Annotated in this window: 28 protein-coding genes; 19 read left to right on the forward strand and 9 right to left on the reverse strand. The window is 69.9% G+C overall.

The annotated features are described in order from the left end of the window. Positions 1-7 precede the first annotated feature (7 nt). The 5 genes from P8627_RS16710 (at position 8) to mdoH (ending at position 7,325) form a co-directional block, all read left to right on the forward strand. On the forward strand, positions 8-1,198 hold the full coding sequence (locus P8627_RS16710) for a CaiB/BaiF CoA transferase family protein (protein WP_279965381.1): 1,191 nt from the start codon (positions 8-10) through the stop codon (positions 1,196-1,198). An 89-nt stretch (positions 1,199-1,287) separates the two neighbouring features. Continuing rightward, complete coding sequence (locus P8627_RS16715) at positions 1,288-2,649, forward strand: tetratricopeptide repeat protein (protein WP_279965382.1); 1,362 nt, start codon at positions 1,288-1,290, stop codon at positions 2,647-2,649. Positions 2,650-2,680: 31 nt separating this feature from the next. Next, a complete protein-coding gene (locus P8627_RS16720) occupies positions 2,681-3,979 on the forward strand; it encodes an OpgC family protein (protein WP_279965383.1) in 1,299 nt (432 codons plus the stop codon). Beyond that, entirely contained in the window at positions 3,976-5,493 is a 1,518-nt protein-coding gene (locus P8627_RS16725; protein ID WP_279965384.1) for a glucan biosynthesis protein, read from the forward strand. Before P8627_RS16720 ends, P8627_RS16725 begins: the two co-directional genes overlap by 4 nt. Next, positions 5,490-7,325, forward strand: coding sequence for a glucans biosynthesis glucosyltransferase MdoH (mdoH, locus tag P8627_RS16730; protein WP_279965385.1), 1,836 nt, complete (start codon positions 5,490-5,492; stop codon positions 7,323-7,325). Before P8627_RS16725 ends, mdoH begins: the two co-directional genes overlap by 4 nt. 1 nt (position 7,326) lies before the next feature. Here mdoH and P8627_RS16735 read toward each other — a convergent pair whose 3' ends face one another. Next, positions 7,327-8,130 (reverse strand): alpha/beta hydrolase family esterase, encoded by an 804-nt coding sequence (locus P8627_RS16735; RefSeq protein ID WP_279965386.1) that lies wholly within the window; start codon positions 8,128-8,130, stop codon positions 7,327-7,329. Next, entirely contained in the window at positions 8,127-8,585 is a 459-nt protein-coding gene (locus P8627_RS16740; RefSeq protein WP_279965387.1) for a rhodanese-like domain-containing protein, read from the reverse strand. The genes P8627_RS16735 and P8627_RS16740 overlap by 4 nt, the downstream gene beginning before the upstream one ends. A gap of 72 nt (positions 8,586-8,657) precedes the next feature. Between P8627_RS16740 and P8627_RS16745 the strand changes: the two genes are divergently transcribed. Then, a complete protein-coding gene (locus P8627_RS16745; RefSeq protein ID WP_279965388.1) occupies positions 8,658-9,002 on the forward strand; it encodes a polysaccharide deacetylase family protein in 345 nt (114 codons plus the stop codon). A 309-nt stretch (positions 9,003-9,311) separates the two neighbouring features. Here P8627_RS16745 and P8627_RS16750 read toward each other — a convergent pair whose 3' ends face one another. The 3 genes from P8627_RS16750 to P8627_RS16760 are packed head-to-tail and all read right to left on the reverse strand — an operon-like array spanning position 9,312 to position 12,801. Beyond that, entirely contained in the window at positions 9,312-11,045 is a 1,734-nt protein-coding gene (locus P8627_RS16750; protein ID WP_279965389.1) for a thiamine pyrophosphate-binding protein, read from the reverse strand. Next, positions 11,042-12,598 (reverse strand): class I adenylate-forming enzyme family protein, encoded by a 1,557-nt coding sequence (locus P8627_RS16755; protein WP_279965390.1) that lies wholly within the window; start codon positions 12,596-12,598, stop codon positions 11,042-11,044. The genes P8627_RS16750 and P8627_RS16755 overlap by 4 nt, the downstream gene beginning before the upstream one ends. Continuing rightward, positions 12,595-12,801 (reverse strand): fumarate hydratase C-terminal domain-containing protein, encoded by a 207-nt coding sequence (locus tag P8627_RS16760; RefSeq protein ID WP_279965391.1) that lies wholly within the window; start codon positions 12,799-12,801, stop codon positions 12,595-12,597. Before P8627_RS16760 ends, P8627_RS16755 begins: the two co-directional genes overlap by 4 nt. Here P8627_RS16760 and P8627_RS16765 point away from each other — a divergent pair. The 5 genes from P8627_RS16765 to P8627_RS16785 all read left to right on the forward strand — a co-directional run bounded on the left by P8627_RS16765 (position 12,763) and on the right by P8627_RS16785 (position 15,710). Then, entirely contained in the window at positions 12,763-12,888 is a 126-nt protein-coding gene (locus P8627_RS16765) for a hypothetical protein (RefSeq protein ID WP_279965392.1), read from the forward strand. The genes P8627_RS16760 and P8627_RS16765 overlap by 39 nt on opposite strands. Positions 12,889-12,912: 24 nt before the next feature. Then, complete coding sequence (locus P8627_RS16770; RefSeq protein WP_279965393.1) at positions 12,913-13,104, forward strand: aldehyde dehydrogenase family protein; 192 nt, start codon at positions 12,913-12,915, stop codon at positions 13,102-13,104. Continuing rightward, positions 13,094-13,768, forward strand: a complete 675-nt coding sequence (locus P8627_RS16775; RefSeq protein WP_279965394.1) for an aldehyde dehydrogenase family protein — start codon at positions 13,094-13,096, stop codon at positions 13,766-13,768. Before P8627_RS16770 ends, P8627_RS16775 begins: the two co-directional genes overlap by 11 nt. 115 nt (positions 13,769-13,883) lie before the next feature. Further along, positions 13,884-14,882, forward strand: a complete 999-nt coding sequence (gene dusA, locus P8627_RS16780) for a tRNA dihydrouridine(20/20a) synthase DusA (RefSeq protein WP_279965395.1) — start codon at positions 13,884-13,886, stop codon at positions 14,880-14,882. A gap of 9 nt (positions 14,883-14,891) precedes the next feature. Then, positions 14,892-15,710 carry a sulfite exporter TauE/SafE family protein gene (locus P8627_RS16785; RefSeq protein ID WP_279965396.1) on the forward strand — a complete coding sequence of 273 codons (819 nt, stop codon included), beginning with the start codon at positions 14,892-14,894 and terminating at the stop codon, positions 15,708-15,710. Positions 15,711-15,770: 60 nt separating this feature from the next. Here P8627_RS16785 and P8627_RS16790 read toward each other — a convergent pair whose 3' ends face one another. Genes P8627_RS16790 through ccmI form a run of 3 tightly spaced genes read right to left on the reverse strand, consistent with a single transcriptional unit; the run spans position 15,771 to position 17,685 of the window. After that, positions 15,771-16,019, reverse strand: coding sequence for a DUF1289 domain-containing protein (locus tag P8627_RS16790; protein WP_279965397.1), 249 nt, complete (start codon positions 16,017-16,019; stop codon positions 15,771-15,773). Beyond that, entirely contained in the window at positions 16,016-16,492 is a 477-nt protein-coding gene (ruvX, locus tag P8627_RS16795; RefSeq protein ID WP_279965398.1) for a Holliday junction resolvase RuvX, read from the reverse strand. The genes P8627_RS16790 and ruvX overlap by 4 nt, the downstream gene beginning before the upstream one ends. After that, positions 16,489-17,685: a c-type cytochrome biogenesis protein CcmI gene (ccmI, locus tag P8627_RS16800; protein ID WP_279965399.1), complete on the reverse strand. Its 1,197-nt coding sequence runs from the start codon at positions 17,683-17,685 to the stop codon at positions 16,489-16,491. The genes ruvX and ccmI overlap by 4 nt, the downstream gene beginning before the upstream one ends. Positions 17,686-17,856: 171 nt before the next feature. On the opposite strand from ccmI, the gene P8627_RS16805 reads away from it, so the two are divergent. The 8 genes from P8627_RS16805 (at position 17,857) to P8627_RS16840 (ending at position 24,623) form a co-directional block, all read left to right on the forward strand. After that, a complete protein-coding gene (locus P8627_RS16805; protein ID WP_279965400.1) occupies positions 17,857-19,101 on the forward strand; it encodes a sarcosine oxidase subunit beta family protein in 1,245 nt (414 codons plus the stop codon). Positions 19,102-19,206: 105 nt separating this feature from the next. Beyond that, a complete protein-coding gene (locus P8627_RS16810; RefSeq protein WP_279965401.1) occupies positions 19,207-19,383 on the forward strand; it encodes a hypothetical protein in 177 nt (58 codons plus the stop codon). Positions 19,384-19,407: 24 nt separating this feature from the next. Then, on the forward strand, positions 19,408-19,713 hold the full coding sequence (locus P8627_RS16815) for a sarcosine oxidase subunit delta (RefSeq protein ID WP_279965402.1): 306 nt from the start codon (positions 19,408-19,410) through the stop codon (positions 19,711-19,713). Beyond that, positions 19,710-22,670 carry a sarcosine oxidase subunit alpha family protein gene (locus P8627_RS16820; protein ID WP_279965403.1) on the forward strand — a complete coding sequence of 987 codons (2,961 nt, stop codon included), beginning with the start codon at positions 19,710-19,712 and terminating at the stop codon, positions 22,668-22,670. The genes P8627_RS16815 and P8627_RS16820 overlap by 4 nt, the downstream gene beginning before the upstream one ends. Continuing rightward, on the forward strand, positions 22,663-23,157 hold the full coding sequence (locus tag P8627_RS16825; RefSeq protein WP_279965404.1) for a sarcosine oxidase subunit gamma: 495 nt from the start codon (positions 22,663-22,665) through the stop codon (positions 23,155-23,157). The genes P8627_RS16820 and P8627_RS16825 overlap by 8 nt, the downstream gene beginning before the upstream one ends. A 54-nt stretch (positions 23,158-23,211) precedes the next feature. Next, on the forward strand, positions 23,212-23,811 hold the full coding sequence (locus P8627_RS16830) for a superoxide dismutase (protein ID WP_279965405.1): 600 nt from the start codon (positions 23,212-23,214) through the stop codon (positions 23,809-23,811). 108 nt (positions 23,812-23,919) lie between these two features. Beyond that, positions 23,920-24,165 carry a hypothetical protein gene (locus P8627_RS16835; RefSeq protein ID WP_279965406.1) on the forward strand — a complete coding sequence of 82 codons (246 nt, stop codon included), beginning with the start codon at positions 23,920-23,922 and terminating at the stop codon, positions 24,163-24,165. After that, on the forward strand, positions 24,165-24,623 hold the full coding sequence (locus P8627_RS16840; protein WP_279965407.1) for a host attachment family protein: 459 nt from the start codon (positions 24,165-24,167) through the stop codon (positions 24,621-24,623). Before P8627_RS16835 ends, P8627_RS16840 begins: the two co-directional genes overlap by 1 nt. Before the next feature lie 63 nt (positions 24,624-24,686). On the opposite strand, the gene P8627_RS16845 is transcribed toward P8627_RS16840, so the two are convergent. After that, positions 24,687-25,226 carry an LOG family protein gene (locus P8627_RS16845; protein WP_279965408.1) on the reverse strand — a complete coding sequence of 180 codons (540 nt, stop codon included), beginning with the start codon at positions 25,224-25,226 and terminating at the stop codon, positions 24,687-24,689. Positions 25,227-25,286 lie beyond the last annotated feature (60 nt).

Consider the following 25,286-nt stretch of genomic DNA (forward strand, 5'->3'; position numbering starts at 1 on the left):
GGCTTCCATGCCCGACCGAACCGGCCCGCTGGCGGGCGTCCGCGTGCTCGATCTCAGCCGCATCCTCGCCGGTCCGACCGCGACGCAGCTTCTGGGCGACCTGGGCGCGACCGTTCTCAAGGTCGAGAACCCGGCCACGGGCGGCGACGACACGCGGCAATGGGGGCCGCCCTACGTGAAGGACGGCGCGGAGGATACGGATCTATCAGCCTATTTCATGTGCGCGAACCGCAACAAGCTGTCGGTCGCCGTCGATATCGCCGCGCCCGAGGGCCAGGCCGAAATCCGCAGGCTTGCCGCCATGGCCGATATCGTGATCGAGAATTTCAAGCCGGGCGGGCTGGCGAAATACGGGCTGGATTACGACAGCCTGCGCGCGGTCAACCCGAGGCTCGTCTACGGCTCGATCTCGGGCTTCGGGCAGACGGGGCCGAACCGCCACAAGCCCGGCTACGACCTGATGGCCCAGGGCTTCGGCGGGATCATGTCCCTGACCGGCGAGCCCGAGGGTCAGCCGATGAAGGTCGGCGTCGGCATCGCCGACGTGATGTGCGGCATGTATGCCTGCGTGGGCCTCCTGGCCGCGCTGCGCTACGCCGAGGCGACGGGCGAAGGCCAACAGGTGGAGGTGGCGCTCGTCGACAGCCAGATCGCCTGGACGATCAACGAGGCCGTCAACACCCGCCTGACTGGCAAGGCCCCGATCCGCCGGGGCAACGGCCATCCGAACATCGTCCCCTACGGCGTCTACGCGACCGCCGATGGGCATGTCATCGTCGCGGTCGGAAATGACAGCCAGTTCAAGCGGTTCTGCGGCGTCCTTCAACTGGGAGACCTCGCCGCGGACCCGCGCTTTTCCACAAATCCCGCGCGGCTCGACCATCGCGCTGCGCTGGCCGAACACCTGGAGCCGGCGCTGGCCGGGCTCACCACCGCGCAGGTGATCGAGGGGCTGGAGGCCGCGCGCGTCCCCGTGGGCCCGGTCCAGACCCTGCCCGAGGTCTTCGCCTCCGAGCAGGTCGCCGCCCGCGGCATGGCGCTCGACATGGAGGCCGACGGCCTGACCCTGCCGCTGGTCGGCAACCCGCTGCAGTTCTCGCGCACGCCCGTCACCTATCGCCATCCGCCGCCGCGCTTCGGCGCCGATAGCGACCGGCTGACCCGCGACGACCCCTTCGCGGATGATGACGCGCCGTAAACAGTCCGTGACACCGGCCGTGCGGCTATGGCTGCGCGTGGGATCAGACGGTTAAGGCTTTGGGTATCCCCCGTCGATCCGAGGCCCGCATGACCCGTCACGACATCTTCGACCAGCCGGTCACATTGCCCGCGGAGGCTGTCGGGCATTGGAACGCGACCTGCCTGGCCTTCCTAGCGCATGGCGCGGCGACCCCGCTGCACCTGGCCAAGCTGGCCGAGGCCGCGCCCGGCCATGCCGCGCCGCACGCGCTCAGGGGGATGTTCTACATGCTGCTCGGCCGCCGGGAACTGTTCGAGGAGGCGCAGGTCGCGCTCGACGCCGCACGCACCCGCGCCGAAGGGACGAACGCGCGCGAACGCGCCCTGATCGACACGCTGGCCGCGCTACTGGACGGGCATTACCGCCCGGCCATCGCGGCCCTCGAAGCGGCGCTGGACCGCGCGCCGGGCGATACGCTGGCCATGAAGCTCTCCCACGCGATCCGCTTCGTGACGGGCGACGCGGCGGGCATGCGCGCCTCGGTCGAGCGCACGCTCGCGGACCATGGGCCGGGCCATGCCGGACGCGGCTACGTGCTGGGCTGCCATGCCTTCGCGCTTGAGGAGACGGGCGAATTCGACCGCGCCGCCCGGACGGGGCGCGCCGCGCTGCAAGCCGCCGCCGACGATGCCTGGGCGCTGCACGCGGTGGCCCATGTCCACGACATGACCGGCGATGCGGCGGGCGGGCTGGCCTGGCTCGACGCGCATGGCGACGCCGCGGCCGGCTGCAACAACTTCCGCTTCCACATCTGGTGGCACCGCGCGCTGATGCTGCTCGACCTCGGGCGGCTGGACGAGGCGCTGCAACTCTACGATGCGAAGGTCCGGGCCGAACATACCGACGATTACCGCGACATCGCCAACGCCACCTCGCTGCTCACCCGGCTGGAGCTCGAAGGTGTCGATGTGGGCGACCGCTGGGTCGAACTGGCCGATCTGTCGGAGCGCCGGACCGAGGATGCCTGCCTCGTCTTCGCCGATCTGCACTACCTGCTCGCGCTCGAGGCCGACGGCCGCGAGGATGCCGCCGCGCGCATGCTGGGGCGGCTGGCCCGCTGCGCCGAGGCGCCCGCGGACGGGGTCGAAGCGCGCATGGCGCAGCCGGGCCTCGACACGGCGAGCGGGATCGCGGCTTTCGCCCATAGCGACTATTCTGGCGCCTTCGCGGCGCTGTCGCGCGCGCGCCCGCACCTGCCCGACGCCGGCGGCAGCCACGCCCAGCGCGACGTGTTCGAGCGGCTGGCCATCGATGCCGGCCTCCGCGCCGGCCAGATTGCCGGTGCCGAGGCGCTTCTGGCCGCCCGCGCGGCGCGGCGCGGCGGCCACGAGGACGGTTATGCGGCGGCGCGGCGCGCATTGATCGCGCAGGCGCAGAAACCCGTTCCGCGCGCCGCGACCGGCCCGTAAGTTGCCGCATCGAGTCAGAGAGACGCGGACCATGGCCACCACGACCCCCTCGCGTGCCTACCAGAGCGCGCCGCGTGCGACGACCGCCACGGCGGGCGCGGCCATCCGCGACCTGCGCCTCGACGTGTTCCGGGGGCTGGCGATGTTCATCATCCTGCTGGCGCACACGCCGGGCAATGCCTGGACGCTGTGGATCCCGGCCCGCTGGGGCTTTTCGGACGCGACCGAGATCTTCGTCTTCTGCTCGGGCATGGCATCGGCCATCGCCTTCGGGCGCAGCTTCGATCGGATGGGCTGGCGCCTCGGCACGGCGCGGGTGGGCTTCCGCGTCTGGCAGATCTACTGGGCGCATATCTGCATGTTCCTCGCCATCGCGACGATGCTGGCGGCGATCGACGCGGCCGCCTGGAACCCGTCCGAGACCTATATCGGCACGCTCAACCTGTGGAAGTTCTTCGCCGATCCCGCGCCGCAGCTGATCGGGCTGCTGACGCTGACCTACGTGCCGAACTATTTCGACATCCTGCCCATGTACATGGCGGTGCTGGTGATGATGCCCGCGATGGTCGCGCTGGCCCGCGTCTCGCTGCCGCTGACCTTCGCGCTGTCGCTCACGATATGGGTCTTCGCGCAAGGCGCGCTGCTCGACACGCTTGGGCTCGGCCATCTGCATCTCGCTTTCCCGGCCGAGCCCTGGTCCGATCGGGCGTGGTTCTTCAACCCGTTCGGCTGGCAGCTCGTCTTCTTCACCGGCTTCGCCTTCATGCGCGGCTGGATCCCTGCGCCGCCGGTCCGGCCCTGGCTGATCGGCCTGGCGCTGGCGGTCGTGCTGGTCAGCATGGTCCTCAGCTCGATCGGGTTCCGCCTCTTCCAGACCGACCTCGTGAAGGGCGCCTACGTCGCGCTGACGGGCTGCGCCGAGACCGGCTTCGGCGCCTGCAACCCGGTCTTGGACTGGCGGCAGGCCCATCGCGACTGGTTCGACAAGTCGGATTTCGCGATCCTGCATTACGTCCATTTCCTCGCGCTCGCCTATCTCGCCTGGTCGGCGGCGGGCGCGGGCGGCGCTCGGCTGGTTGCGGCGGGGCAGGGGGCCGTGGCGCGGCTTTGGAACGGCCTGATCCGGCTGATCACCAAGGTCGGCCAGCAGAGCCTGGCCGTTTTCGTCTTCTCAATGGTGCTGGCGCGGGTCAACGGCATCGTCCTGGACCTGATCGGCCGCAACGCGGGCACCTGGGCGCTGGTGAACCTGACGGGCTTCGCGCTCCTGATCGCCTGCGCCTACACGGCCGGCTGGTTCAAGTCGCAGCCGTGGCGGGCCAAGCGATGAAGCGGCGCACTTTCCTCGGCGGGGTCTCGGCGCTGGCGCTGGCCGGTGCCGCGGACGCCGCGCCGCGCATCATCGAGACGCGGCCTTTCGGTCCCGACACGGTGCGCGAGATGGCGCGCGACCTGGCCGCGCAGCCCTACATGCCACGCCCCCTCATCCCCGAGCCCTGGCGCGCGCTGACCTATGACCAGTATCGCACCATCTGGTTTGATCCGCGCCGCGCGGTCTGGTCCGGCGAGGATCGGGGCTTCGAGATGGATCTCTTCCATCCGGGGCTCTACTTCCCGCGCGCCGTCGAGGTGGCGGTAGTCGAGGGCGACAGCGCCGCGCGGCTGGCCTTCGATTTCGACCTCTTCGCGCGGACCGACCAGACGCCCGAGCTGCCTCTTGACGAGACGATGGGCTATTCCGGCCTGCGCCTGCGCCACCGCTTCCCCGGCGAGGCGAATGCCCGCGAGTTCGCCGTCTTCCAGGGCGCCAGCTATTTTCGCGCGATCGGCGCGGCGCAGCATTACGGGCTCTCTGCGCGCGGGCTGGCGCTCGATACCGGCGAGGATTCGGGCGAGGAGTTTCCCGATTTCACCCGCTTCTGGGTCGAGACGCCCGCGCCCGGCGACGACCGCGTCATTCTGCATGCGCTACTCGATGGCCCCTCCGCCGCAGGCGCCTTCCGGTTCGAGATCACCCCCGGCCCGGCCTGCGAGATGCGGGTCGAATGCAGCCTCTTCCCGCGCGTCGATCTCGACCATGCGGGCATCGCGCCACTGACCTCGATGTTTCTCTACGATCAGACAAACCGCCCGCGCTTCGAGGACTTCCGCCCCGCGATCCACGACAGCGACGGGTTGGCGATCTGGAACGGCGCGGGCGAAATGCTGTGGCGGCCGCTGGCCAACCCGGTCGTGCTGCAGTTCTCCAGCTTCGTCGACGACAGCCCGCGCGGCTTCGGCCTGATGCAGCGCGCCGACCGGCTGTCGGATTTCGCCGACCTGGAGGCGCATTACCACGAACGCCCCAGCCTCTGGATCGAACCCGAGGGCGATTGGGGCCCGGGCGTGGTGCGGCTGGTCGAGATCCCGTCGGATCGCGAGATCTATGACAACATCGTCGCCTATTGGCGCCCGCGCGCGCCGCTGGCCGCGGGGCAGGAGCATCGCTTCGCCTACCGCATGTCCTGGCACGACGCCGCCGCCACGCCGAAGGGGCGGGCCGATGTCGCCCGGGTGATCGACACCCATATGGGCCTCAATTTCGAGGGCGACCGCTGGCTCGCCGCGATCGACTTCGCCGCGCATCCGGAACTGGAAAGCCTCGACGGCATCACGCTGCATGTCTCGTCGGGACGGGCGGTCACCTCGGACGGCATCCTGCAGCGCAACCCCGAGACGGGCGGCGCGCGGCTGGCCTTCACCTTCGATCCGGCGGCCCGCGACGCGGTCGAGCTGCGCGCGCAGCTGATGCGCGACGGGCGCGCCGTCTCGGAAGTCTGGCTCTACCGCTGGACGCGCGCATGACCGCCGAGATGCCACCCGTCGCGCCGCTGGCGCATCCGCGCCAGGACCTGCGGCGCGCCTTTCGCGACGACACGGCCCCCGATCCGGCCCGCGATCCGCAGGCCGTGCGCTGGCGCGCGGGGACCTTCCTGCCGGCCACGCTCGCCACCGGCGCGCTGGCCTGGGCCTTCCTGTCCTATTTCGCCGAGGGCGGAACGACATGGGCCGAGGGGCTCCTGGCTGCGCTGATCGCCGTGGGCTTCTTCTGGATCGCGCTGACCTTCGTGACCGTGCTGGCGGGCGCGGCCGCCATGCAGCGCCGCATCGCCCCCGAGACCGGTCCCGTCACGCCGCTGCGCGTGGCCCTGCTGGTCCCGGTCCACGAGGAGGCGCCCTGGGACGTCTTCGGCAACGCCGCCGCGATGCTCGAGCGGCTGGGCCGCGCGCCCGGCGCGCATGACTGGGCCCTCTACATCCTGTCGGACACGCGCGATCCGCATCGCGCCGCGCAGGAAGAGGCCGCTTTCGCCGCGCTGCGCAGGCGCCTGCCCTGGGCCGCGATCTGGTATCGCCGCCGGACGCGCAACACCGACCGCAAGGTCGGCAACCTGGCGCAATGGCTGGCGAATTGGGGCGGGGCGCATGATGCCATGCTGATCCTCGACGCCGACAGCCTGATGAGCGCCGGCGCCATCCGGACGCTCGCCGACGCGATGGGCCGCGACCCGGCGGCCGGGCTGATCCAGTCCTTCCCGCAGCTGATCGGTGCGGGCACGCTCTTCGCCCGGGCGCAGCAATTCGCCAACGCGATCTACGGCGTGGCCCTGGCCGAGGGCCTGGCCCGCTGGACCGGGCGCGAGGGCAATTACTGGGGCCACAACGCCATCCTGCGGACCCAGGCCTTCGCCGCCTCGGCGGGCCTGCCGCACCTGCGCGGCCGCGGCGGGCGCGAGCAGCTGATCCTCAGCCACGATTTCGTCGAGGCCGGGCTGATGCGCCGGGCGGGCTGGGCCGTGCGCTTCCTGCCCCGCCTGCGCGGCAGCTACGAGGAGACGCCGCCCACGCTGATCGACCACGTCCTGCGCGACCGGCGCTGGTGCCGCGGCAACCTGCAGCATCTCGGCCTTCTGGGCACGCGCGGCTTCCACGCCCTGTCGCGCTTCCATCTGTTCCACGGCGCGGTGGGCTACCTGCTCTCGCCGCTCTGGTTCCTGCTTCTGACCCTCTGGGCGGTCATCGGCGTCAGCGCCGACCGCTCCGTCATCAACTATTTCTCGCCCGCCAATCCCACCCTGCCGAACTGGCCCGAGATGTCGCCGGTGAACCATGTCTGGCTGATGGCCGCGCTCTACGCGCTTCTGCTGGCGCCGAAGCTGATCGGGGCGGCAGCCTTGGTGGCCGCGGGCACGCCGCTCGCGCGGCTCGGCGGGGCCGGGCGCTTCACGCTGTCGTTGGTCGTCGAGATCGCCGTCTCCATCGCCTATGCGCCGATCCTGATGGTCCAGCAGACGCTGGCCGTCGGGGCCGCGCTCCTGGGCACGCGGCTCGACTGGCTGCCGCAGGCGCGGGCGGGATCGCGGCCCGGCTGGGGCGGGCTTTTGCGCTTTCACGCGGTCGAGACCGGGCTCGGCGCCCTGCTGCTCGCGGGAATGCTGACCGGCTATGTCTCGCTCTGGCTTCTGCCGATCATGGCGAGCCTCCTGCTAGCCGCGCCGCTCTCGCTGCTTTCGGCCCGTCCCGCGCCGCGCCTGATGCCCGTCCCGCAGGAAGTCCGCGCGCCGCTGGTGGCCCGCCGCGCACAGCGCTGGCGCGAGGAGCTGCGCGCGCTGCTGGCGCCGACCCCGGCGGAATAGCTCAGTCGGGCAACGCCTCGAACCAGTCGAGCATCAGGTCCGCCCAGCCGTCCGGCACGCCGTGCCCGCCCGGAAACAGCGCCATCTCCAGCGCCGAGCCCGCGCCGCAATCCCATCGCCGCCGCATGAACTGCCCCGTGGTGGCATAGCCCTCCGGGTCGTCCCATTGGCAGCCATTCGTCTCGCGCCAGAGCTGCAGCCCCGCGAAGATGTCGCCCTGGACCCGACGCCCGCCGCCGAGTGGCCGGCCCTCCAGCGGCACGGTCGGATCCCGCCAGCCATGGGTCTGCAACAGCCGGACCGGCCCGGCGCAGCGCTCGGGCTGCGGCTCCCAGAACCCGCCCGAGAGCGGCGCATAGGCGGCGAAGGCTTCCGGGTCGCGGCAGGCGAGATAGGTGACCATGAAGGCGCCGTTCGAGAAGCCGGCCAGGACCATCCGACCGGCATCGACCCCGTGGCGCGCCGCGGCATCCGCGGCGACCGCGCGCAGGAAGGCGTCGGCCGTGCGGCCCTCGGCCCCGTCGAAGCTCCAGCGCAGCCCGTTCCGGCCCTGGCGCGGCCGGCCGTCGGGCGCGATCACGGCCCAGCCCCGCGCCGTGAGCGACGACACCATCCCGGTCTGTCGCAGGACACCCGCGCCCGAGCCGCCGAACCCGTGCAGGAAGACCACCGCCGGCGCGGGGGCCGCGCCCTCGGGCAGGACGATGCGATAGGTGCCCCCGTCGATCTCGCAGGGCGCGTCGCGGCCCGGACAGGCCTGCGCGGCGGTCGCGCAGACGGCCAACAGGAGCGCCAGCGCCCTCAAGGCCGCGCCACCGGCAAGCCGCGCGCCAGCCAGCCGGGCCCGGCCGAGGAGCCCAGCATCCCTTCGCTGACATCGGCGACCGTGGTGAACCCCGCCGCCTCCAGCGCCGCCGACATCCGGTCCGACCGGACGCCGCGCGCGCAGATCAAGGCCACCGGACGATCGGTGCCGCCTGCCAGCGCCTCCAGCGCTTCGACGAAATCATCCCGCCGCATGTCGAGCGGCTCGGCCCCCTCGGGGATACCGGTGCTGGCCCATTCGTCGGGGCGGCGGATATCGACCAGCAGCAGTTCGCCCGCGCGCACGGCCTCCAGCGCCTCGGGCGCGGTCAGCGTCGCGCCTTCGAAGCGGTCGCGCCGGACCAGCGCCCAGCCCCCGGCGATGCCCGCCGCGGCGATCGCCAGACCGCCCAGCCCCATCATCCGCCGGCGCGAGAATTCGCGTTCGTCACCCATCCTGTACCTCCGGGCGGGAGACTAGCGCGCGGGGGCGGGCGGCCCCAGACAAATCGAGGTGACCCGGTCGCCGTGCCGCAGGCGGCGACGATCACGACGGGGCGCCGACCCTCCGGCTGGATCAGCCCGCGCGTCACGTCCTCGCCCGAGACACCGCGGATGCTCGCGGCGCATGGCTACGACTGGCACGGCGACGTGCTGGACGCGGATCTGCCCTATGTCCAGCGCTTCGGCGAACGCGAGATATTGGCAATTCCGATGTCGATCGAGTTCAACGACTTGCCGCATGCCATGCGCTTCGGCCGGACACCGGCGCAGTTCGTCGAGATCTTCCGCGACGCGCTCAACGGAGTGAAGTCGCTACCGGCGGCGACGGTCATACTGGGCGAATTCGCCCATGGGCACTGCTACGGATGACCCGCCGCGGCCTGGGCCATCGACGAAATCGCGCGCCTCTGCGTGGCGGACAATGCCCTATGGGTAACCACTCGATCTGCGATTGCCGCGCATTGCGAGCAGGGTCGAGCGCGCGCTGCCTGACGCAGGTGACTATTCGTCTGTGACTTCCACGGGTGGATGGTCAGATGCGATCGTCCGAGACAGGGGCGTGGATCGCTGAGCGGAGCTCGACCGGAGCCGTTCCGGATCGTTGTTCGACGCCCCAGCGCGGTCGCGGTCTGCGATGCCGACGAAATCACCGCAAAGCGGTAGAGCGCGACGGTCCCGTCATTCGAGACCTCTCCGTTTCCGCTCGGCATCGTCCCAGGCGGTGAGCGCCTGGTAGTCGGGGACAAAGCCGAGGCCCTTCTTGGCGTCCGAAGACACCACTTCCTGCGACGTGACGACGTCGATCACCGCAGGGGCGTTCTCGATCGCGCGCCGAAGGGCATCCGCCAGATCGGACGGATCCTCTACGCGTTCGCCATGCGCGCCCAAGGCGCGCGCCATCGCGGCATAGTCGGAATGCCTGAGCGTCGTGCCGACGACACGGCCGCCATAGTTGTATTCCTGATCGTAGCGCTCGATGTTCCAAGCGGCGTTGTTCGAGACGATGAACACCGCCTTGGCGCCGTGGCGGACCGCCGTGTCGATTTCCATCGCGTTGATCCCGTAGGCCCCGTCGCCATTGACCGAGATCACCTGCCGGTCGGGATGGGCGAGTGCTACGGCGACGGCGAAGGGCACGCCGACGCCGAGACAGCCGAAGGCGCCCGCGTCCAGATAGGTGCCGGCCTCCAGCCCTACACGCGCGAAGCTCAGAAGGTCGCCGCCGTCAGCGATTGCGATGTAGTCGTCGTTGGCGACCTCGCGGATCGCGTCGAAAATGGCCATCGGGTGGACCTTGCCGTCCGATCCCGTCTGCGGTCCGGCCGTCTCCTTGCCTTTCGCGATCCGGTCCCGGTGCTTGGCGCGCAGCCCGCTCAGCCAATCCGCATCCCGCGTGCCCGGGTCGTTGCGGAGCGCGTCGGTCAGCGCATCGAGTGCAAGCGGCACCGAGGCCAGCAGTTCCGGCGTGCCGCGACGGTTGTCGACAAGCTCTCCCGCCGTGTCCGCGATCCGAAGGAACCGCGCCTCCGGAAAGACCGCCGGAGAGCCGAAGCCCAGCTGATAGTCCAGCTTGCGGCCGAGCGTGATGACCAGATCGGCCTGCGCCATCGCCGCCGCGCGCACGGCACCGACCACGGCAGGGTGCTCGGGCGGCACGAGGCCGCGGCTTTCCTGGGTGTCGAGGTACAGCGCGTCCACGGCGTCGAGAAAACGGACGAGGGCAGGGCCCGCGCCGCGCGCGCCGCGCCCCGACACGACGAGCGGGCGCTTCGCGGAACGGATGGCCGCCACCGCGTCGTCGACGCGTGCGGGGTCGGGCGGCGCGCGGCGCGGCGCTTTCGCCGCGATCCAGTCGGCCGGCACGAGCGTCGAGGGAAGCCGCGTCCGCAAGACGTCCGTGGGGATCTCGATATAGGACGGGCCCGGTTCGCCGAGATCCCCGAAGGCGCGGGCGATGGCTTCGTCGAGCTCGCGGATCGCTTGCTCCGGCACGCGCGCCGTCCGGGCGTAGCGCGACACGGGGCGCAGGATGTCGGTGTGCGGGATATCCTGAAGCGGCCCCATGTTGGCCTGCGGGCGCGAGGTGCAGCCGCCGATCAGGAGGACGGGCGCGCGGGCCAGCGACGCGTTCGCGATGGCCGTCACGCAGTTGGTGACACCCGGCCCCGCGGTCGCCATCGCGACCCCGAGCCCGCCTGTCAACTCGGCATGCGCATGGGCCATGTGGACGGCGGCGCCCTCGTCGCGGACGTCGATGATGCGGATCCCGCGCTTGGCGGCGTGGTCCCAGATCGGCTGGATATGGCCGCCCTGAAGGCCGAAGATCCGGTCGATGCCGCGTTCGGCCAGCAGATGCGCGATCCAGGCCGCAACGTTGTCTTCGTCGCGATTGAGGTCCTGTGGTTCGGTCATGTCTTGGTCCTCTGGCTGTCGGCCAGCATGTCGCGCAGGACGCGATGAAGGATCTTGCCGGTCGTGTTGCGCGGCATCGCGTCGGCGGTGAGGAAGATCACCTGGCGCGGGCGCTTGAAGCCCGCGAGCCGCTCGCGTGTCCACTCGATGAGTGCCTCACCGGTCAGGTCCGAGCCATCGCGCCGCACCACGGCGGCGGCGACGCGCTCGCCCCATTTGTCGTCCGCCAGCCCGACGACTGCGACATCCTTGATGTCCGGATGCTGGCCGAGAACCGCCTCGACCTCGGTCGGGTAGACGTTCTCGCCGCCGGAGATGATCATGTTCTTCTTGCGGTCGATCAACCGGATGAAGCCGTCTGCGTCGCGCAGCGCCATGTCGCCGACCGACAGATACGCGCCGCGAAAGGCCTCGGCCGTCTTGTCGGGAAGGTTCCAGTAGCCCTCGAAGGCGTAGGGCGAGGAGGAGTAGAGCTCGCCGATCTCGCCGTCCGCGACCTCCTCGCCGTTCTCGTCGAGAAGGCGGACGGGGGCGGAGCCCACGACCTCGCGCCCGACGGTTCCGAGATGGTCGAATTGCTCGTCGGGATGGAGGAACGTGACCCAGCCCGCCTCGGTCGAGCCGTAGAGTTCGAACAGGCCCGAGTTCGGAAACATCTCCATGACGGCGCGCTTGGTTTCCACGCGGGCCGGGGCGGAGGAGACCATGAGCTTCTCGACGCGTCCGAAGTCGCCGGCCTCGCGTTTGGCCTCGGGGACGTCGAGCATCATCGCGTAATGCGTCGGCACCAGGGACGAGAAGGTGACGCCCATCTCGCCGAACGCCTCCAGACACAGTTCGGCGTCGAAACTCGCGCGGGAGAAGATCGTCACGGCCGCGCCGATATAGAGAAACGCGGTGAAGAAATTGAGCGAATTGGCGTGGCACATCGGCATGACGAGGAGCGCGTCGTCCTTGCGCGACAGGCCGAGCTCGATCTCGGTCATCATGGCCAGCATCGCCATGCCGCCATGGCTGCGGATCGCGCCTTTCGGGTTCCCCGTGGTGCCGGAGGTGTACATGAGGCACCAAGGGTCGCCGGGGGACACGTCGCTGTCGGGTTCGGTGTCCGACGCATCGGCGATCAGGGCCTCATAGCCGTGCCAGCCCCGCGCTTCGCCGCCGATCCGGATGAAATGCGCGATGTCCAGACCGTCGCGCAGGGGATCGGCGACCGAAGCCAGCGCCTCTTCCGCGATCAGGGCCGAGACAGCGCAGTCTTCGCAGATGAACCGCGCCTCGGGGGCCGTCAGCCGGAAGTTGACCGGGACAGTGACCAGCCCGGCCTTGGCGACGGCGGCGTAGATCTCGGCCCATTCGACGCGGTTGTAGGCCAGCACGGCGACACGGTCGCCCTTCGACAGCCCAAGCGACAGGAGCGCATTGGCCAGCCGACAGGCGCGGTCGTTCCATTCGGCGAATCTCATCGACCGTTCCAGGTCTCGCGCGCCCAGACGGTTCGGCTGGAGCCGGGCCTGGGTGGCGAGCATCTGTCCGACAGTCTGAAGCATCATGCGGGCTCAGGGGTTCGCCGCCATTGCGCAGGGCCGATTCTGTGGATCGAGTTGCCCTGCCTGTCAACGGCGACGATGACCGCCATGCCCTCGACATCGAGTTCGTAGATCGCCTCAATGCCCAAGTCTTCGAAGGCCACGGGTTTCGCGGCCTCGCCGCCATGATGCGCGAGGAGCGCGAGGGGCTGGCCGAGATAGAGCATGCCGACACCGGCAAACCCATGCCGATGGCCTATGCCGAGGTCGGCGGCTCGATCGCCTATTTCGAGTTGTACGGCAGCTTCGTGTAGCTGCCGACGGGCGACGTTTTCGACGTGGCGCCCGACCAGCACGTCTTCACCAAGCGCGAGCCTTACGGGATCGTCGGCGTCATCACGCGCTGGAATCTGCCCCTCAACCAGGCCGCGCGCGCCATCGCGCCGGCGTTGGTCGCGGGCAGTGTTATCGTCGCGAACCCTCGGAAATCCCCTCCAGACTACGGTCGCAATGGCGCGGATGGCGAGTGAGGTCGGCTTCCCCGACGGCGTCATCAACATCGTGCTCGGCACCGGCAAGGAGATGGGCGAGGCCATCGTCAGCCACCCGGACGTCCGCAAGGTCGCCTTTACGGGGTCGGTCGTGGTCTGGCGCGCCATCGGCCATATCGCGGCCGACCGGATCATCCCGCTGACGCTGGAACTCGGCGGCAAGTCGGCCAACATCGTCTTCGACGATGCCGATCTCGACACGGCCGCGACCGAGGCCGTGAAGGGCTTCACGTTGAACGCCGGCCAGGGCTGTTCCGCCGGCACCCGTGTCCTGCTGCAGCGGTCCGTCTACGACGCCTTCCTCGACAAGTTGAAGAAATCCGTGGAAGCCATTGTTCCGGATGAAAATCTCGATCCCATCATCACGCCTGCGCAATTCCAGCGCGTACAGAAATCCTTCAAGGTCGCCGAAGAAGACGGCGCGCGTTGTCTCCATGGCGGCGCCGTGGCCGAGGGCGACGGGTTCTACATCCAGCCCACGGTCTATGCCGATGTCTCCAACGACATGCGCATCGCGCAGGAGGAGCTCTTCGGCCCCGTCGGCGTCGTCATTCCGGTCGACACCGAAGAGGATGCGATCCGCATCGCCAACGACAGCGACAGCGACAGCGACAGCGACTACGGCCTGATCGGCACGGCCTGAAGCCAGAACATTCCGCTTGCGTTGCCCCTCTGGGGGTAGTGATGCGCCGATGTTTTGACTATGTCCTCACCGCGGGCCGCATATCCAACGAAACGGCCCAAATGAAGTGAGCCGAATGCCCTTGGACGCCGCCACCGAAGCCGCACGCTTTTCCGTCGCGCCGATGATGGACTGGACCGACCGGCACTGCCGGGCGTTCCATCGCGTCCTGTCGCGCGAGGCGCTGCTCTACACTGAGATGGTGACCGCCGCCGCGCTCGTCCGGGGAGGGGCGGCGCATCTGCTCGACTTCGACGCGGCCGAGCATCCGGTCGCGCTGCAACTCGGCGGGTCCGATCCGGGCGAGCTGGCGCAGGCCACCGCGATGGGTGTCGCGCGCGGCTATGCCGAGATCAACCTCAATGTCGGCTGCCCCTCCGACCGCGTGCAGTCGGGCTGTTTCGGCGCGGTCCTGATGGAGCGGCCCGCGCTCGTCGCCGACTGCCTGCGCGCCATGGCGGATGCGGCGGGCGCGGTGCCGGTGACCATGAAATGCCGCATCGGGGTGGACGACCAGGACCCGGCCGCGGTGCTGCCCGACCTTCTGGCGCGGATGGCCGATGCCGGCGTGGACCGGGTCACGATCCATGCGCGCAAGGCCTGGCTGCAGGGGCTCAGCCCGAAGGAGAACCGCGAGCTGCCGCCGCTCGATTACCCGCTGGTCCACGCGATGAAGGCGCGCTTTCCGCAACTTCATCTGTCGATCAATGGCGGCATCGCCTCGCTCGACGCCGTCGAGGCGCAGCTCGACTATATGGACGGCGTGATGGTCGGACGTGCGGCCTATCACGATCCGGGCGCGATCCTGCTGCACGCCGACAACCGCATCTTCGGCCGCCCCGATCCGTGTCCCGACCGCGTCACCGCCGCCTTGCGGATGGTGCCTTACGTCGAACGCCACGTGGCCGAAGGCGGCAAGCCCGGGCAGGTGACGCGGCACATGCTGGGCCTCTTCGCCGGTCTGCCGGGCGCGCGGGGCTGGCGGCGGACCCTGTCGGAGGGCGCGGCGAAGCCCGGTGCGGGCGCGGAGATCTTGCATGCGGCGCTGGCGCATGTGACGCGGGCGGCAGCCTGAGGAGATCCCATGCCCGACATCGCCACCCTTGCGCCGCTGGTGGCGTTTCTTCTGGCCGTGGGGGCCTTCGCGGGCGTGCTGGCGGGGCTTCTGGGCGTGGGCGGCGGCATCGTTCTGGTGCCGGCCTTCTATTATGTTTTCGGCGCCTTGGGCTATGACGGGCCCAACATCATGCAGGTCTGCGTCGCCACCTCGCTCGCGACGATCGTGGTGACCTCGATCCGGTCGGTCCGGGCGCATGCCGAGAAGGGCGCGGTGGATTTCGCGATCCTCAGGGGCTGGGGGCCGGGCATCGGGCTGGGCGCGCTGCTGGGCGCCCTGGTCGCGACGGGGTTGCGCTCCGAGACGCTGACGGCGGTCTTCGCGGTGCTCGCGCTGATCGTCGCGATCTACATGGCCGTCTCGCGCCCGCATTGGCGCATCGCCCCCGGAATGCCCAAGGGCGCGAAGCAATACATCTATTCGCCCGGCGTGGGCTTCCTGTCGGTCCTCATGGGCATCGGCGGCGGCAGCTTCGGCGTGCCGCTGATGACGCTGCACGGGGTGCCGATCCACCGCGCCGTGGCGACGGCGGCCGGGTTCGGTCTGCTGATCGCGGTGCCCTCGGTGCTGCTGTTCCTCGTCCTTCCGGCCGAGGGCGCGCGCCCGCCGCTGACGCTGGGCCTCGTGAACGGGCCGGCCTTCGTGGTGATCGTAGCGATGACGCTGCTGACGGCGCCGCTGGGCGCGAAGCTGGCCCACGCGATGAACCCCGCGCCGCTCAAGCGCGCCTTCGCGATCTTCCTGTTCCTCGTCGCGCTGAACATGCTGCGCAAGGCGCTCGGCTGAGTGCGATCCCCACGTTGGGGATGTGCCGAACGGCGCCTTACCCCGAATTGTGCAAGACGGTCAGCCCCGGTTCAGCCGTCCCGCGCGCCCGCCGCGGCGCGCCGAAGGGGCCGCCGCGCGGGTGGGCAGCTCGGCCATGACCGCGGCGCGGCCCTCGGGCGTCATCCGCGACCAGGCCGCGATCTCGTCGATCGAGCGCAGACAACCGGTGCAGAGCCGCGTCTCGGGATGCACCACGCAGACCCGCACGCAGGGGCTCTCGATCTCGGCGCGGGCCCAGATGCGGTCGGAGGTCGGGTCTTCGGTCATGCGGTGCTTTCGATATGGCGCAGGCGGTCGAGCGCTCCCTGCAGGATATAGCCGGCCGCGACGTGGTCGATGACCTCCGCGCGACGTTTCCGTGTCGTATCCGCCTCGAGCAGCGCGCGCTCGGCCGCCACGGTGCTGAGCCGTTCGTCCCAGAAGGCCATCGGCGTGTCGATGCGCCGCGCGAGACTGCGCGCGAAGGCCTGGGTCGATTGCAGGCGCGGGCCGTGGCTCCCGTCCATGTTGAGCGGCAGGCCGATCACGATACCCGCCACCGCCCGCTCGGCCAGCAGCCGCTCCAGCGCCTCGGCATCGGCGGTGAACTTTGTCCGGCGGATCGTGGTGATCGGTGTGGCGACCGAGCGGTGCGTGTCCGAGGCGGCGACCCCGATCGTCTTCGTGCCGAGGTCGAGGCCGACAAGCGCCCCCCGCGCCGGCAGGCGGGATGCGAATTCCTCGATCGTGTCGCAGATCACGGGGTCAGGCCCGCCTGGTCGGCGGCCTGCGCGAGACGGTCCAGCGCGCTCTGGTCCTCGGCGAAGACCAGCTTCGCCTCGCCATAGACCGCGGCGGCGGCATCCGTCCGGCCCAGAACGCCGTAGGCCGTGATCAGTCGGGCCCAGTCGGTGACCGGCCCGCCCTGATCGGCAAGCCGCAGGGCCAGCCCCTCGACCATGCCCTCGATCATCGCCATCCGGTCCTCCAGCGTCATCTCGCCCGAGGCGTCGATATCGGCCTGCGAGGGCCCGCGCGGGCGGGGCAGCTGGTCCAGCGGCGTCGGGTCGCCGGCGAGCTGCGAGATCTCCTCGATCTGGCCGTAGATCGGCTCCAGCCACGGATCGCCCGGGCGGGAGTCGGCGATTAGCCGGCGCCAGATCGTGAAGGCGAGGTCGGGGCGGCCGCCCTGCGCGTACATCGACCCGGCATAGAACCGCGCCATCCCGTTCCCGGCATCGGCCCGCAACGCCCGGCTCAGCGCGCGCTCTGCTTCGGGCGAGACATAGCCGCCCGCCGCACGGATCATCAGCTCCGCCAGCACGGCGTGATCCTCGGAGGTGGCATCGTCGCCGAGGATTTCGATCACCCGCACCTGCGCGCGCCAGGCGGCCTCCAGATCGCCCAGCCCGGCCTCGGTCTGCACCGCCAGCCGCCAGCCGCGCAGGTCGTCGGGCCGCTCGGCCAGGACCGCGCGAAGCTGCTCGGCCATGCGTGTCAGGTCGGGGCGGCTGTCGTCGATCCGGTCGGGCACCTCGGCCTCCGCCACCTCCTGCCCGGGACGGGCGGCGCGGTTCTCCTCGACCACGGCGATGCGCGTGGCCAGCGGCAGGTCGGGATAGCCCGGCGCCCCGATCGACAGATAGGTCGCCACGGCTATGCCGATCACCGGGACCGCGATCAGCGCGAAGCCCAGAACGCTGTTGCCGGGCCCCTTCGCCGCGACGCCGCCCGACCGGTCGGCGGCCAGCAGGCGCCGCGCCACCTCGGTCCGCGCGGCCTCGGCCTCCTCCGGCGCGAGCGTGCCGCGCGCGGCGTCGCGCTCGAGCTCGCGCAGCTGGTCGCGGTAGACGGCCACGTCGGGCGCCTCGCGATCGGCGGGCACGGCGCGGAGCGCGGCGGCGATGACGAGCACGCAGGCGACGAGGAGGAGGGCGGCAGCGGTCCAGAACATGGGCCAGACCTACCCCCGCCGCGGGTGAGACAAAAGGCCCTGCGGCACCTCTTGCGGCGGCAGGTCGCGCGCGGCAGATCGGACATGTCGCAAAGCCGCGATCAGGTGCCGCAGGCCCGCGCCCGCAGACGGCCCCCGCTTGGCATGCCCGAAGGCGACGAGGGGACGAAGATGAGACGCCATTCCGCTTTCGCCATCGCCCGGGAAGCCCTGCGCAACCACGAGGGCTGGGGCCGCACCTGGGCCAAGCGCCCGCCGCGCGACCGCTACGACGTCGTCATCGTCGGCGCGGGCGGGCACGGGCTGGCGACGGCCTATTACCTGGGCAAGAATTTCGGCATCACGAATGTCGCGATCCTCGAAAAGGGCTGGCTGGGCGGCGGCAATACCGGCCGGAACACGACGATCATCCGCTCCAACTACCTCCAGGATCCCTCCGCCGCGCTCTACGAGAAGGCGCGCTCGCTCTACGAGACGCTCAGCCAGGACCTGAACTACAACATCATGTTCAGCCCGCGCGGCGTGATGATGCTGGCCCAGACGCATCACGAGGTCCGCGGCTACAAGCGCACGGCCCATGCCAATGGCCTGCAGGGCGTGAAGACCCGCTGGATCGAGCCGGCCGAGGTCAAGGAACTCTGCCCGATCATGATTATCGACGGCCCGCGCTACCCGGTGCTGGGGGCGCTCTGGCAATCCCGCGGCGGCACGGCGCGCCACGACGCGGTGGCTTGGGGCTACGCGCGGGCCTGCACCGATATGGGCATGGACATCATCCAGAAATGCGAGGTCACGGGGATCGACCGCGACGGCGATCGCGTCAGCGGCGTCCAGACCACGCAAGGCCCGATCGCCTGCGACAAGCTGGGCGTCGTCGTGGCCGGCCATTCCGGGGTCCTCGCGCAGATGGCGGGCTTCCGGCTGCCGCTCGAATCGGTGGCGCTGCAGGCGCTGGTCTCCGAGCCGATCAAGCCCTGTATGGACGTCGTCGTGATGGCCAACACCGTCCACGGCTACCTGTCGCAATCCGACAAGGGCGAGATGGTGATCGGCGGCGGCACGGACGGGTTCAACAACTACACGCAGCGCGGCAGCTTCCACCATATCGAGGAGACGCTGCGCGCGCTGGTCGAAACCTTCCCGATGCTCTCGCGGCTCAAGATGCTGCGGCAATGGGGCGGGATCGTCGATGTGACCGGCGACCGCTCGCCCATCCTGTCGCGCACGCCGGTCCGGGGCCTCTTCGTCAATTGCGGCTGGGGCACCGGCGGCTTCAAGGCGATCCCGGGCTCGGGCTGGGCCATGGCGGAACTTATCGCGAAGGGCCATTCACCGTTGACGGAGGCCTTCGGGATGGAGCGTTTCCGGGAGGGCCGCTTCATCGACGAATCAGTCGCGGCGGGAGTGGCGCACTGACATGAACACAGAATTTCCTGCAATGCTGCATATTCAGGCACCCCAGATAGGCGGATTTGTGCTATCTTCCCCGGTGGGGACCATAACTGAAGTTGGCCATCTGCCATGGCGCTTTTCATTCGCAGCCGCACACGCGGCATCAATTTCCTTCTCGGCGGCACGCTCGTCGCGGTCGCATTCACGGCCTTTCTCGCCTTCGGGGGATCGCTCGATCTCGGCATCGGCGCGCCCAAGGTGCGCATCGACGAGCCGACGGCCTTCGCGGGGACCAGCCCGGACTGACGGCGCCGGGCAGGGGGGCATCGCATGCTCCTGCTGACCTGCCCGAATTGCGGCCTCAGCGTCGAGGAGACGGAGCTCGCCCCCGGGGGCGAGGCCCATCTCGTGCGGCGCGGGCCCGAAGCCTCGGACGCCGATTTCGAGGAATACCTCTTCCTGCGCGAGAACGTGAAAGGCGTCCATTTCGAGCGCTGGCGCCACGCCTATGGCTGCGGCAAGTGGTTCCTCGCCGCCCGCGACACCGCCACGCTGGAAGTCTTCGGCACCTATCCCGCCCAGTCCAAATCCCCGCCGCCCGAGATCATGGCCCGGATCGAGGCGCGCCGGAAATGACCCAGCGCCTCAAGACCGGTGGCCGCCTGATCGACCGCAAGCGCCCGCTTGGCATCCGCTTCGACGGACGCTGGATGAAGGCCTATGCGGGAGACACGCTTGCCTCCGCGCTGCTTGCCAATGGCCAGCTCGTCATGGGGCGCAGCTTCAAATATCACCGGCCCCGCTCCGTCGTGGCCAGCGGCCCGGAGGAGCCGAACGCCCTGCTGGGCATCGGGGAGGGCGCCCGGTTCACGCCCAATATCCGCGCCACCGAGCAGCCCGTCCGCGAGGGGCTGCAGGCGCACAGCCAGAACGCCTGGCCCGCGCTCGGCTTCGATATCGGTCGGGTCAACGACTGGGGCGCGCGTTTCCTGCCCGCGGGGTTCTACTACAAGACCTTCATCCATCCCCGCCCGCTCTGGAAGCATGTGTTCGAGCCGTTCATCCGCCGGGCCGCCGGCCTCGGCGCCGCGCCGACCGAGGCCGATGCCGACCGCTACGAACACCGCTACGCCTTCTGCGACACGCTGATCGTCGGCGGCGGGATCGCCGGACTGACCGCAGCCCTGGGCGCGGCGCAGGCCGGGGGCCGCGTGATGCTGGTCGAACGCGCGGGCCATTGGGGCGGGCGCGCCCCGGTCGATGGCGCCGTGATCGACGGCCGCCCCGCGGCCGATTGGGTGAAGGACGCCGTCGAAACGCTTGAAAAGTCCGGCAACGTCACGCTCCACCTGCGCTGCGAAGGCTCCGGCGTCTACGATCACGGCTATGTCCTGCTGAACGAGGCGCTCGACGGCGACGGCCCGCGCGAGCGGGTCTGGCGCGTCCGCGCGGGTCAGGTCATCGCCGCGACCGGCGCGATCGAGCGCCCGCTGAGCTTCGCGGGCAACGACACGCCCGGCGTGATCCTGGCCGGTGCGCTGCGCGACTACGTGGTCAATTTCGGCGTCTCGCTGGGCGACCGCACGATCATCGTCACCAACAATGACGACGCCTACCGCACCGCGAAGGTGCTGCTGGAAGCGGGGCTGCAGGTTCCCGCAATCCTCGACGCGCGCGACGCACCAGACAGCCCGATCATTCGCGAAATCAAGGCGATGGGCGTCAACGTTCACGCGGGCCGCGGCATCGCCAAGGTGCTGGGCCGGGACCGCGTGACCGGCGTCGCGGTCTGCCTGCAGGCGGGCGAAGGCGCGGTGCTGCAGGAAATCGGCTGCGACGCCATCGCCATGTCCGGCGGCTGGTCGCCCGCGGTCCATCTCTACTCGCATTGCGGCGGCAAACTCTGGTGGGACGAGGCGCGCGTCATGTTCCGCCCCGATCCCGACCGCCCGCCCACGGACCAGGACGGCAAGGGCTTCGTGACCTGCATCGGCGCGGCGAGCGGCATGCTGACCACCGCCGAGGTGCTGACCGATGCCGCCGAGGCCTTCGAGATCGACGCCCCCGACGCCGAGGCGGTCGCGGAGGCCCCGATCGAGGCCGTCTGGATGATGCCGCAGGGCGCGGGCCCGAAGCTGCGCGCGAAGATGTGGCTCGACTTCCAGAACGACGTGAAGGTCTCGGACCTGCGGCTGGCCGCGCAGGAGGGCTTCGAAAGCGTCGAGCACGCCAAGCGCTACACCACGCTCGGGATGGCGACGGACCAGGGAAAGCTCAGCAACATCAACGGGCTCGCCATCCTGGCCGACCGGCTGGACGAGGCGATCCCGCAGGTCGGCACCACCACTTTCCGGCCGCCCTACACCCCCGTGACCATCGGCGCGCTCGCGGGCGAGGCGCGGGGCGCGCTGTTCCAGCCGCTGCGCCGCACGCCGATGCATGACTGGCACGACGCCCATGGCGCGCATTGGGAGCCGGTGGGCCAGTGGCGGCGGCCCTATTGCTACCTGCGAAAGGGCGAGACGCCTGCGGCCGCCGTCGCCCGCGAGGTCCGCGCCACGCGCGACGGGCTGGGCCTGCTCGACGCCTCGACGCTGGGCAAGATCCTCGTGCGCGGTCCCGATGCGGGGCGCTTCCTCGATATGCTCTACACGAACATGATGAGCACGCTGAAGCCGGGCCGCTGCCGCTACGGCCTGATGTGCGACGAGAATGGCTTCCTGATCGACGACGGGGTCGTCGCGCGCATCGACGACCAGACCTTCCTTTGCCACACCACGACCGGCGGGGCCGACCGCATCCACGGCTGGATGGAGGATTGGCTGCAATGCGAGTGGTGGGACTGGAAGGTCCACACGCTCAACCTGACCGAGCAATTCGCGCAGATCGCCGTGGTCGGCCCCAAGGCCCGCGCGGTGCTAGAGACGCTGGGCGGCATGGATGTCTCGGCCGAGGCGCTGCCCTTCATGGCCTGGGCCGACGGCACGCTCGGCGGCTTCGATATCCGCGCCTTCCGCATCAGCTTCTCGGGCGAGCTCAGCTACGAATTGTCCGTGCCGTCGACGCAGGGCCTGGCCCTCTGGGAGGCGCTGCACGCCGCCGGCGCCGAATTCGGCGCGACGCCCTACGGCACCGAGGCGCTGCACGTGATGCGCGCCGAGAAGGGTTTCATCATGATCGGGGACGAGACCGACGGCACCGTCATCCCGCAGGATCTCGGCCTCGACTGGGCGATCTCGAAGAAGAAGGACGACTATCTCGGCAAGCGCGGACAGGCGCGGTCCGAGTTCCAGAAGCCCGACCGCTGGAAGCTCGTCGGCCTCGAGACGCTGGACGGCTCGGTGCTCGAGGACGGCGCCTATGCCCTGGCCGAGGGCACCAACGCCAACGGCCAGCGCAACACGCAGGGGCGCGTCACGTCGACCTACCATTCGCCCACGCTGGGCCGCGGCATCGCCATGGGCCTCGTCGAACGCGGCCCGCAGCGGATGGGCGAGGTGATCGCCTTCACTCGCATCGGCAAGGACCCGGTCGAGGCGCGGATCGTCAGCCCGGTTTTCTACGATCCCGAGGGGGAGAAGCAGAATGCCTGACGTCACCATCACCGCGCTGCCGCCCGTCGGGATGGTCGCGCTGCGCGGCGATCCGGAGCTGCTGGGCCGCGCCGTCGCCGAGATCGCGGGCCCCGGCACGCCGGCGGCGCGGATGCGGACGGAAGCGCAGGGCAGGGGCCTTCTTTGGATGTCGCCGGACGACCTTCTGCTGACCTGCGACTACGCCGAAGCCCCGGCGCTGGCCGAGCGGCTGGCGGCCGCGCTCGCGGGCGACTTCGCGACCGTTGCCGTGGTCAGCGACGCCCGCGCGGTCTTCGCGCTGGAGGGTGCGGTCGAGGATCTGCTCGCCCGCCTGATGCCCGTCGATTTCGCCCGCCTCGCCCCGGCCGAAGTGCGCCGCAGCCGGATGGCCCAGATCCCCGCCGCCATCTGGCGCGAGGGCGAGGGCTGGCGGCTCGTGTGCTTCCGCTCCGTGGCCGGCTATGCCGAGGGCCTGCTGCACAACGCGGCGCCCGTCGGGGCTTGACCCGGGCCGCTCGCGCGCGACATCACCCCTGACGCAATCAAAAGGAGATGTCTCATGGCATTCGAGCTTCCCGACCTTCCCTACGCCCATGACGCGCTCGCCTCGAAGGGCATGTCGAAGGAGACGCTGGAGTACCACCACGACCTCCACCACAAGGCCTATGTCGACAACGGCAACAAGCTGATCGCGGGCACGGAGTGGGACGGCAAGTCGCTGGAGGAGATCATCCAGGGCACTTACCAGTCCGGCGCGGTGGCCCAGAACGGCATCTTCAACAACATCAGCCAGCTCTGGAACCACAACCAGTTCTGGGAAATGATGTCGCCCGGCGACAGCAAGATGCCCTCCGAGCTGGAAAGCGCGCTGACCGACAGCTTCGGCAGCGTCGACAAGTTCAAGGAAGAATTCGCCGCCGCCGGCGCGGGCCAGTTCGGGTCCGGCTGGGCCTGGCTCGTCAAGGACAGCGACGGCAGCCTGAAGGTCACCAAGACCGAGAACGGCGTGAACCCCGTCTGCTTCGGCCAGACCGCGCTTCTGGGCTGCGACGTGTGGGAGCATTCCTACTACATCGACTACCGCAACAAGCGCCCGGCCTACCTGTCGAACTTCCTCGACAATCTCGTGAACTGGGAAAACGTCGCTTCGCGCATGTGAACCCGACGCAACCGGCCGAGCGAAGGGGGCCCGCGCGGCCCCCTTCGCATGTCCGGAACCCCGCACCGGCGCCCGCGTTGTCCCCGTGAACCGCAAACGGAGGATACCATGGCCGACCGACACCGCTCGCAGGACGGCAAGCGCGAGACCGACGAATTCATCAAGGACATGCCCGACACGCCCGGCCACCAGGGCCGCAACGGCGGCGACGTGGCGACCGAGACGGGCACCCGCGACGCGCTGCTCGATGCCACGACCCAGGGCAAGCGCGGCGTGACGCGCGTCGGCAAGAGCCAGGAAGACCGCGACACCGACGAGAACCATGCCGGGCCGCATGGCGGAACCCAGAACTGATGGCGGAGCTGTCTCAGGGCACCATGATCGTCGTGACCGACAGCGAAAAGGCGCTGTTCATGGTCAACCTGACCGATCACGAGAACCCGAATTTCGACATTGTCCGCAAGGACGAGGAGGCGAACCCGCCCGACCGCGAGCAGAGCGCGAACAAGCGCGGCCGCGTGGGCGAGAGCGCGCAGCCCGGCAGGCATGCTTATGCCGATACCGACTTCCACGAGCTCCAGAAGGAACGCTTCGCCGCGGACCTTGCCGAGAAGCTCTACAAGATGGCCCATGCCGGCCGCTTCGAGAAGCTGGTGATCGTGGCGCCCCCGCAGGTGCTCGGCGTGTTGCGCGACGTGATGCACCAGGAGGTGACGTCCAAGGTCATCGCCGAGATCGACAAGACGCTGACCGGCCACCCGTTGGACGAGATCGAGAAGATCGTGAAGCGCGAGCTGTCGACCGAAGCCTGAGCCGCGCGCCCTCTGCCGGAACCACACGCCCGTCCCGCCCGAAGCGGGGCGGGCGTTCGCATGTCAGCCCGCCAGCATCTCCAGCGCCGCCTCGGCATCCGGGGCGAAACGCACGAAATCGAGGACATTCGCCTCGGCGAAGCCGTTCGCGATCACGCTGTCCAGCAGCGCGGCCAGCGGCGCCCAGTAGCCGGCCACGTCCACCAGCACGATGGGCTTGTCGTGCAGGCCCAGCTGGCGCCAGGTCAGGACCTCGAAGAACTCGTCCAGCGTGCCCGCGCCGCCGGGCAGCACGGCGACCGCGTCGGCGTTCATGAACATCACCTTCTTGCGCTCGTGCATCGTCTCGGTGACCACGAACCGCGTCAGGTCGCGCTTGCCGACTTCCAGCTCCATCAGATGCGTGGGGATCACGCCGAAGGTCTCGCCGCCCGCGCCCTGCACCGTGCGCGCGACGCGTCCCATCAGCCCGACATCGCCTGCGCCATAGACCAGCCGCCAGCCCCGCGCGGCGATCCCGCGGCCCATCGCTTCGGCGGCCGCGGCATGGGCCGGGTCGCGTCCGTCGCGTGCGCCGCAATAGACACAGATCGATCTCGTCATGCGTTTGGGCCTCCGTTCGCGCTTTGACCCTGCCTATCCGCGTTGCTAGCCTTGCGCAAA

The sequence above is a fragment of the Jannaschia sp. GRR-S6-38 genome (genome assembly GCF_029853695.1).
Classification (GTDB): Bacteria; Pseudomonadota; Alphaproteobacteria; order Rhodobacterales; family Rhodobacteraceae; genus Jannaschia; species Jannaschia ovalis.

Excerpts from the sequence above, each read along its gene's own strand:
- P8627_RS16845 (WP_279965408.1), bottom strand. The coding sequence starts at position 25,226 with ATGACGAGATCGATCTGTGTCTATTGCGGCGCACGCGACGGACGCGAC.
- P8627_RS16785 (WP_279965396.1), top strand. The coding sequence starts at position 14,892 with ATGCCCGACATCGCCACCCTTGCGCCGCTGGTGGCGTTTCTTCTGGCC.
- mdoH (WP_279965385.1), top strand. The coding sequence starts at position 5,490 with ATGACCGCCGAGATGCCACCCGTCGCGCCGCTGGCGCATCCGCGCCAG.
- P8627_RS16710 (WP_279965381.1), top strand. The coding sequence starts at position 8 with ATGCCCGACCGAACCGGCCCGCTGGCGGGCGTCCGCGTGCTCGATCTC.
- P8627_RS16750 (WP_279965389.1), bottom strand. The coding sequence starts at position 11,045 with ATGACCGAACCACAGGACCTCAATCGCGACGAAGACAACGTTGCGGCC.
- P8627_RS16755 (WP_279965390.1), bottom strand. The coding sequence starts at position 12,598 with ATGATGCTTCAGACTGTCGGACAGATGCTCGCCACCCAGGCCCGGCTC.
- P8627_RS16835 (WP_279965406.1), top strand. The coding sequence starts at position 23,920 with ATGGCCGACCGACACCGCTCGCAGGACGGCAAGCGCGAGACCGACGAA.
- P8627_RS16725 (WP_279965384.1), top strand. The coding sequence starts at position 3,976 with ATGAAGCGGCGCACTTTCCTCGGCGGGGTCTCGGCGCTGGCGCTGGCC.
- P8627_RS16715 (WP_279965382.1), top strand. The coding sequence starts at position 1,288 with ATGACCCGTCACGACATCTTCGACCAGCCGGTCACATTGCCCGCGGAG.
- P8627_RS16775 (WP_279965394.1), top strand. The coding sequence starts at position 13,094 with ATGGCGAGTGAGGTCGGCTTCCCCGACGGCGTCATCAACATCGTGCTC.
- P8627_RS16830 (WP_279965405.1), top strand. The coding sequence starts at position 23,212 with ATGGCATTCGAGCTTCCCGACCTTCCCTACGCCCATGACGCGCTCGCC.
- P8627_RS16840 (WP_279965407.1), top strand. The coding sequence starts at position 24,165 with ATGGCGGAGCTGTCTCAGGGCACCATGATCGTCGTGACCGACAGCGAA.
- P8627_RS16765 (WP_279965392.1), top strand. The coding sequence starts at position 12,763 with ATGCGCGAGGAGCGCGAGGGGCTGGCCGAGATAGAGCATGCCGACACC.
- P8627_RS16790 (WP_279965397.1), bottom strand. The coding sequence starts at position 16,019 with ATGACCGAAGACCCGACCTCCGACCGCATCTGGGCCCGCGCCGAGATC.
- P8627_RS16760 (WP_279965391.1), bottom strand. The coding sequence starts at position 12,801 with ATGCTCTATCTCGGCCAGCCCCTCGCGCTCCTCGCGCATCATGGCGGC.
- P8627_RS16825 (WP_279965404.1), top strand. The coding sequence starts at position 22,663 with ATGCCTGACGTCACCATCACCGCGCTGCCGCCCGTCGGGATGGTCGCG.
- P8627_RS16740 (WP_279965387.1), bottom strand. The coding sequence starts at position 8,585 with ATGGGTGACGAACGCGAATTCTCGCGCCGGCGGATGATGGGGCTGGGC.
- ccmI (WP_279965399.1), bottom strand. The coding sequence starts at position 17,685 with ATGTTCTGGACCGCTGCCGCCCTCCTCCTCGTCGCCTGCGTGCTCGTC.
- P8627_RS16805 (WP_279965400.1), top strand. The coding sequence starts at position 17,857 with ATGAGACGCCATTCCGCTTTCGCCATCGCCCGGGAAGCCCTGCGCAAC.
- P8627_RS16720 (WP_279965383.1), top strand. The coding sequence starts at position 2,681 with ATGGCCACCACGACCCCCTCGCGTGCCTACCAGAGCGCGCCGCGTGCG.
- P8627_RS16815 (WP_279965402.1), top strand. The coding sequence starts at position 19,408 with ATGCTCCTGCTGACCTGCCCGAATTGCGGCCTCAGCGTCGAGGAGACG.
- P8627_RS16820 (WP_279965403.1), top strand. The coding sequence starts at position 19,710 with ATGACCCAGCGCCTCAAGACCGGTGGCCGCCTGATCGACCGCAAGCGC.
- P8627_RS16810 (WP_279965401.1), top strand. The coding sequence starts at position 19,207 with ATGGCGCTTTTCATTCGCAGCCGCACACGCGGCATCAATTTCCTTCTC.
- dusA (WP_279965395.1), top strand. The coding sequence starts at position 13,884 with ATGCCCTTGGACGCCGCCACCGAAGCCGCACGCTTTTCCGTCGCGCCG.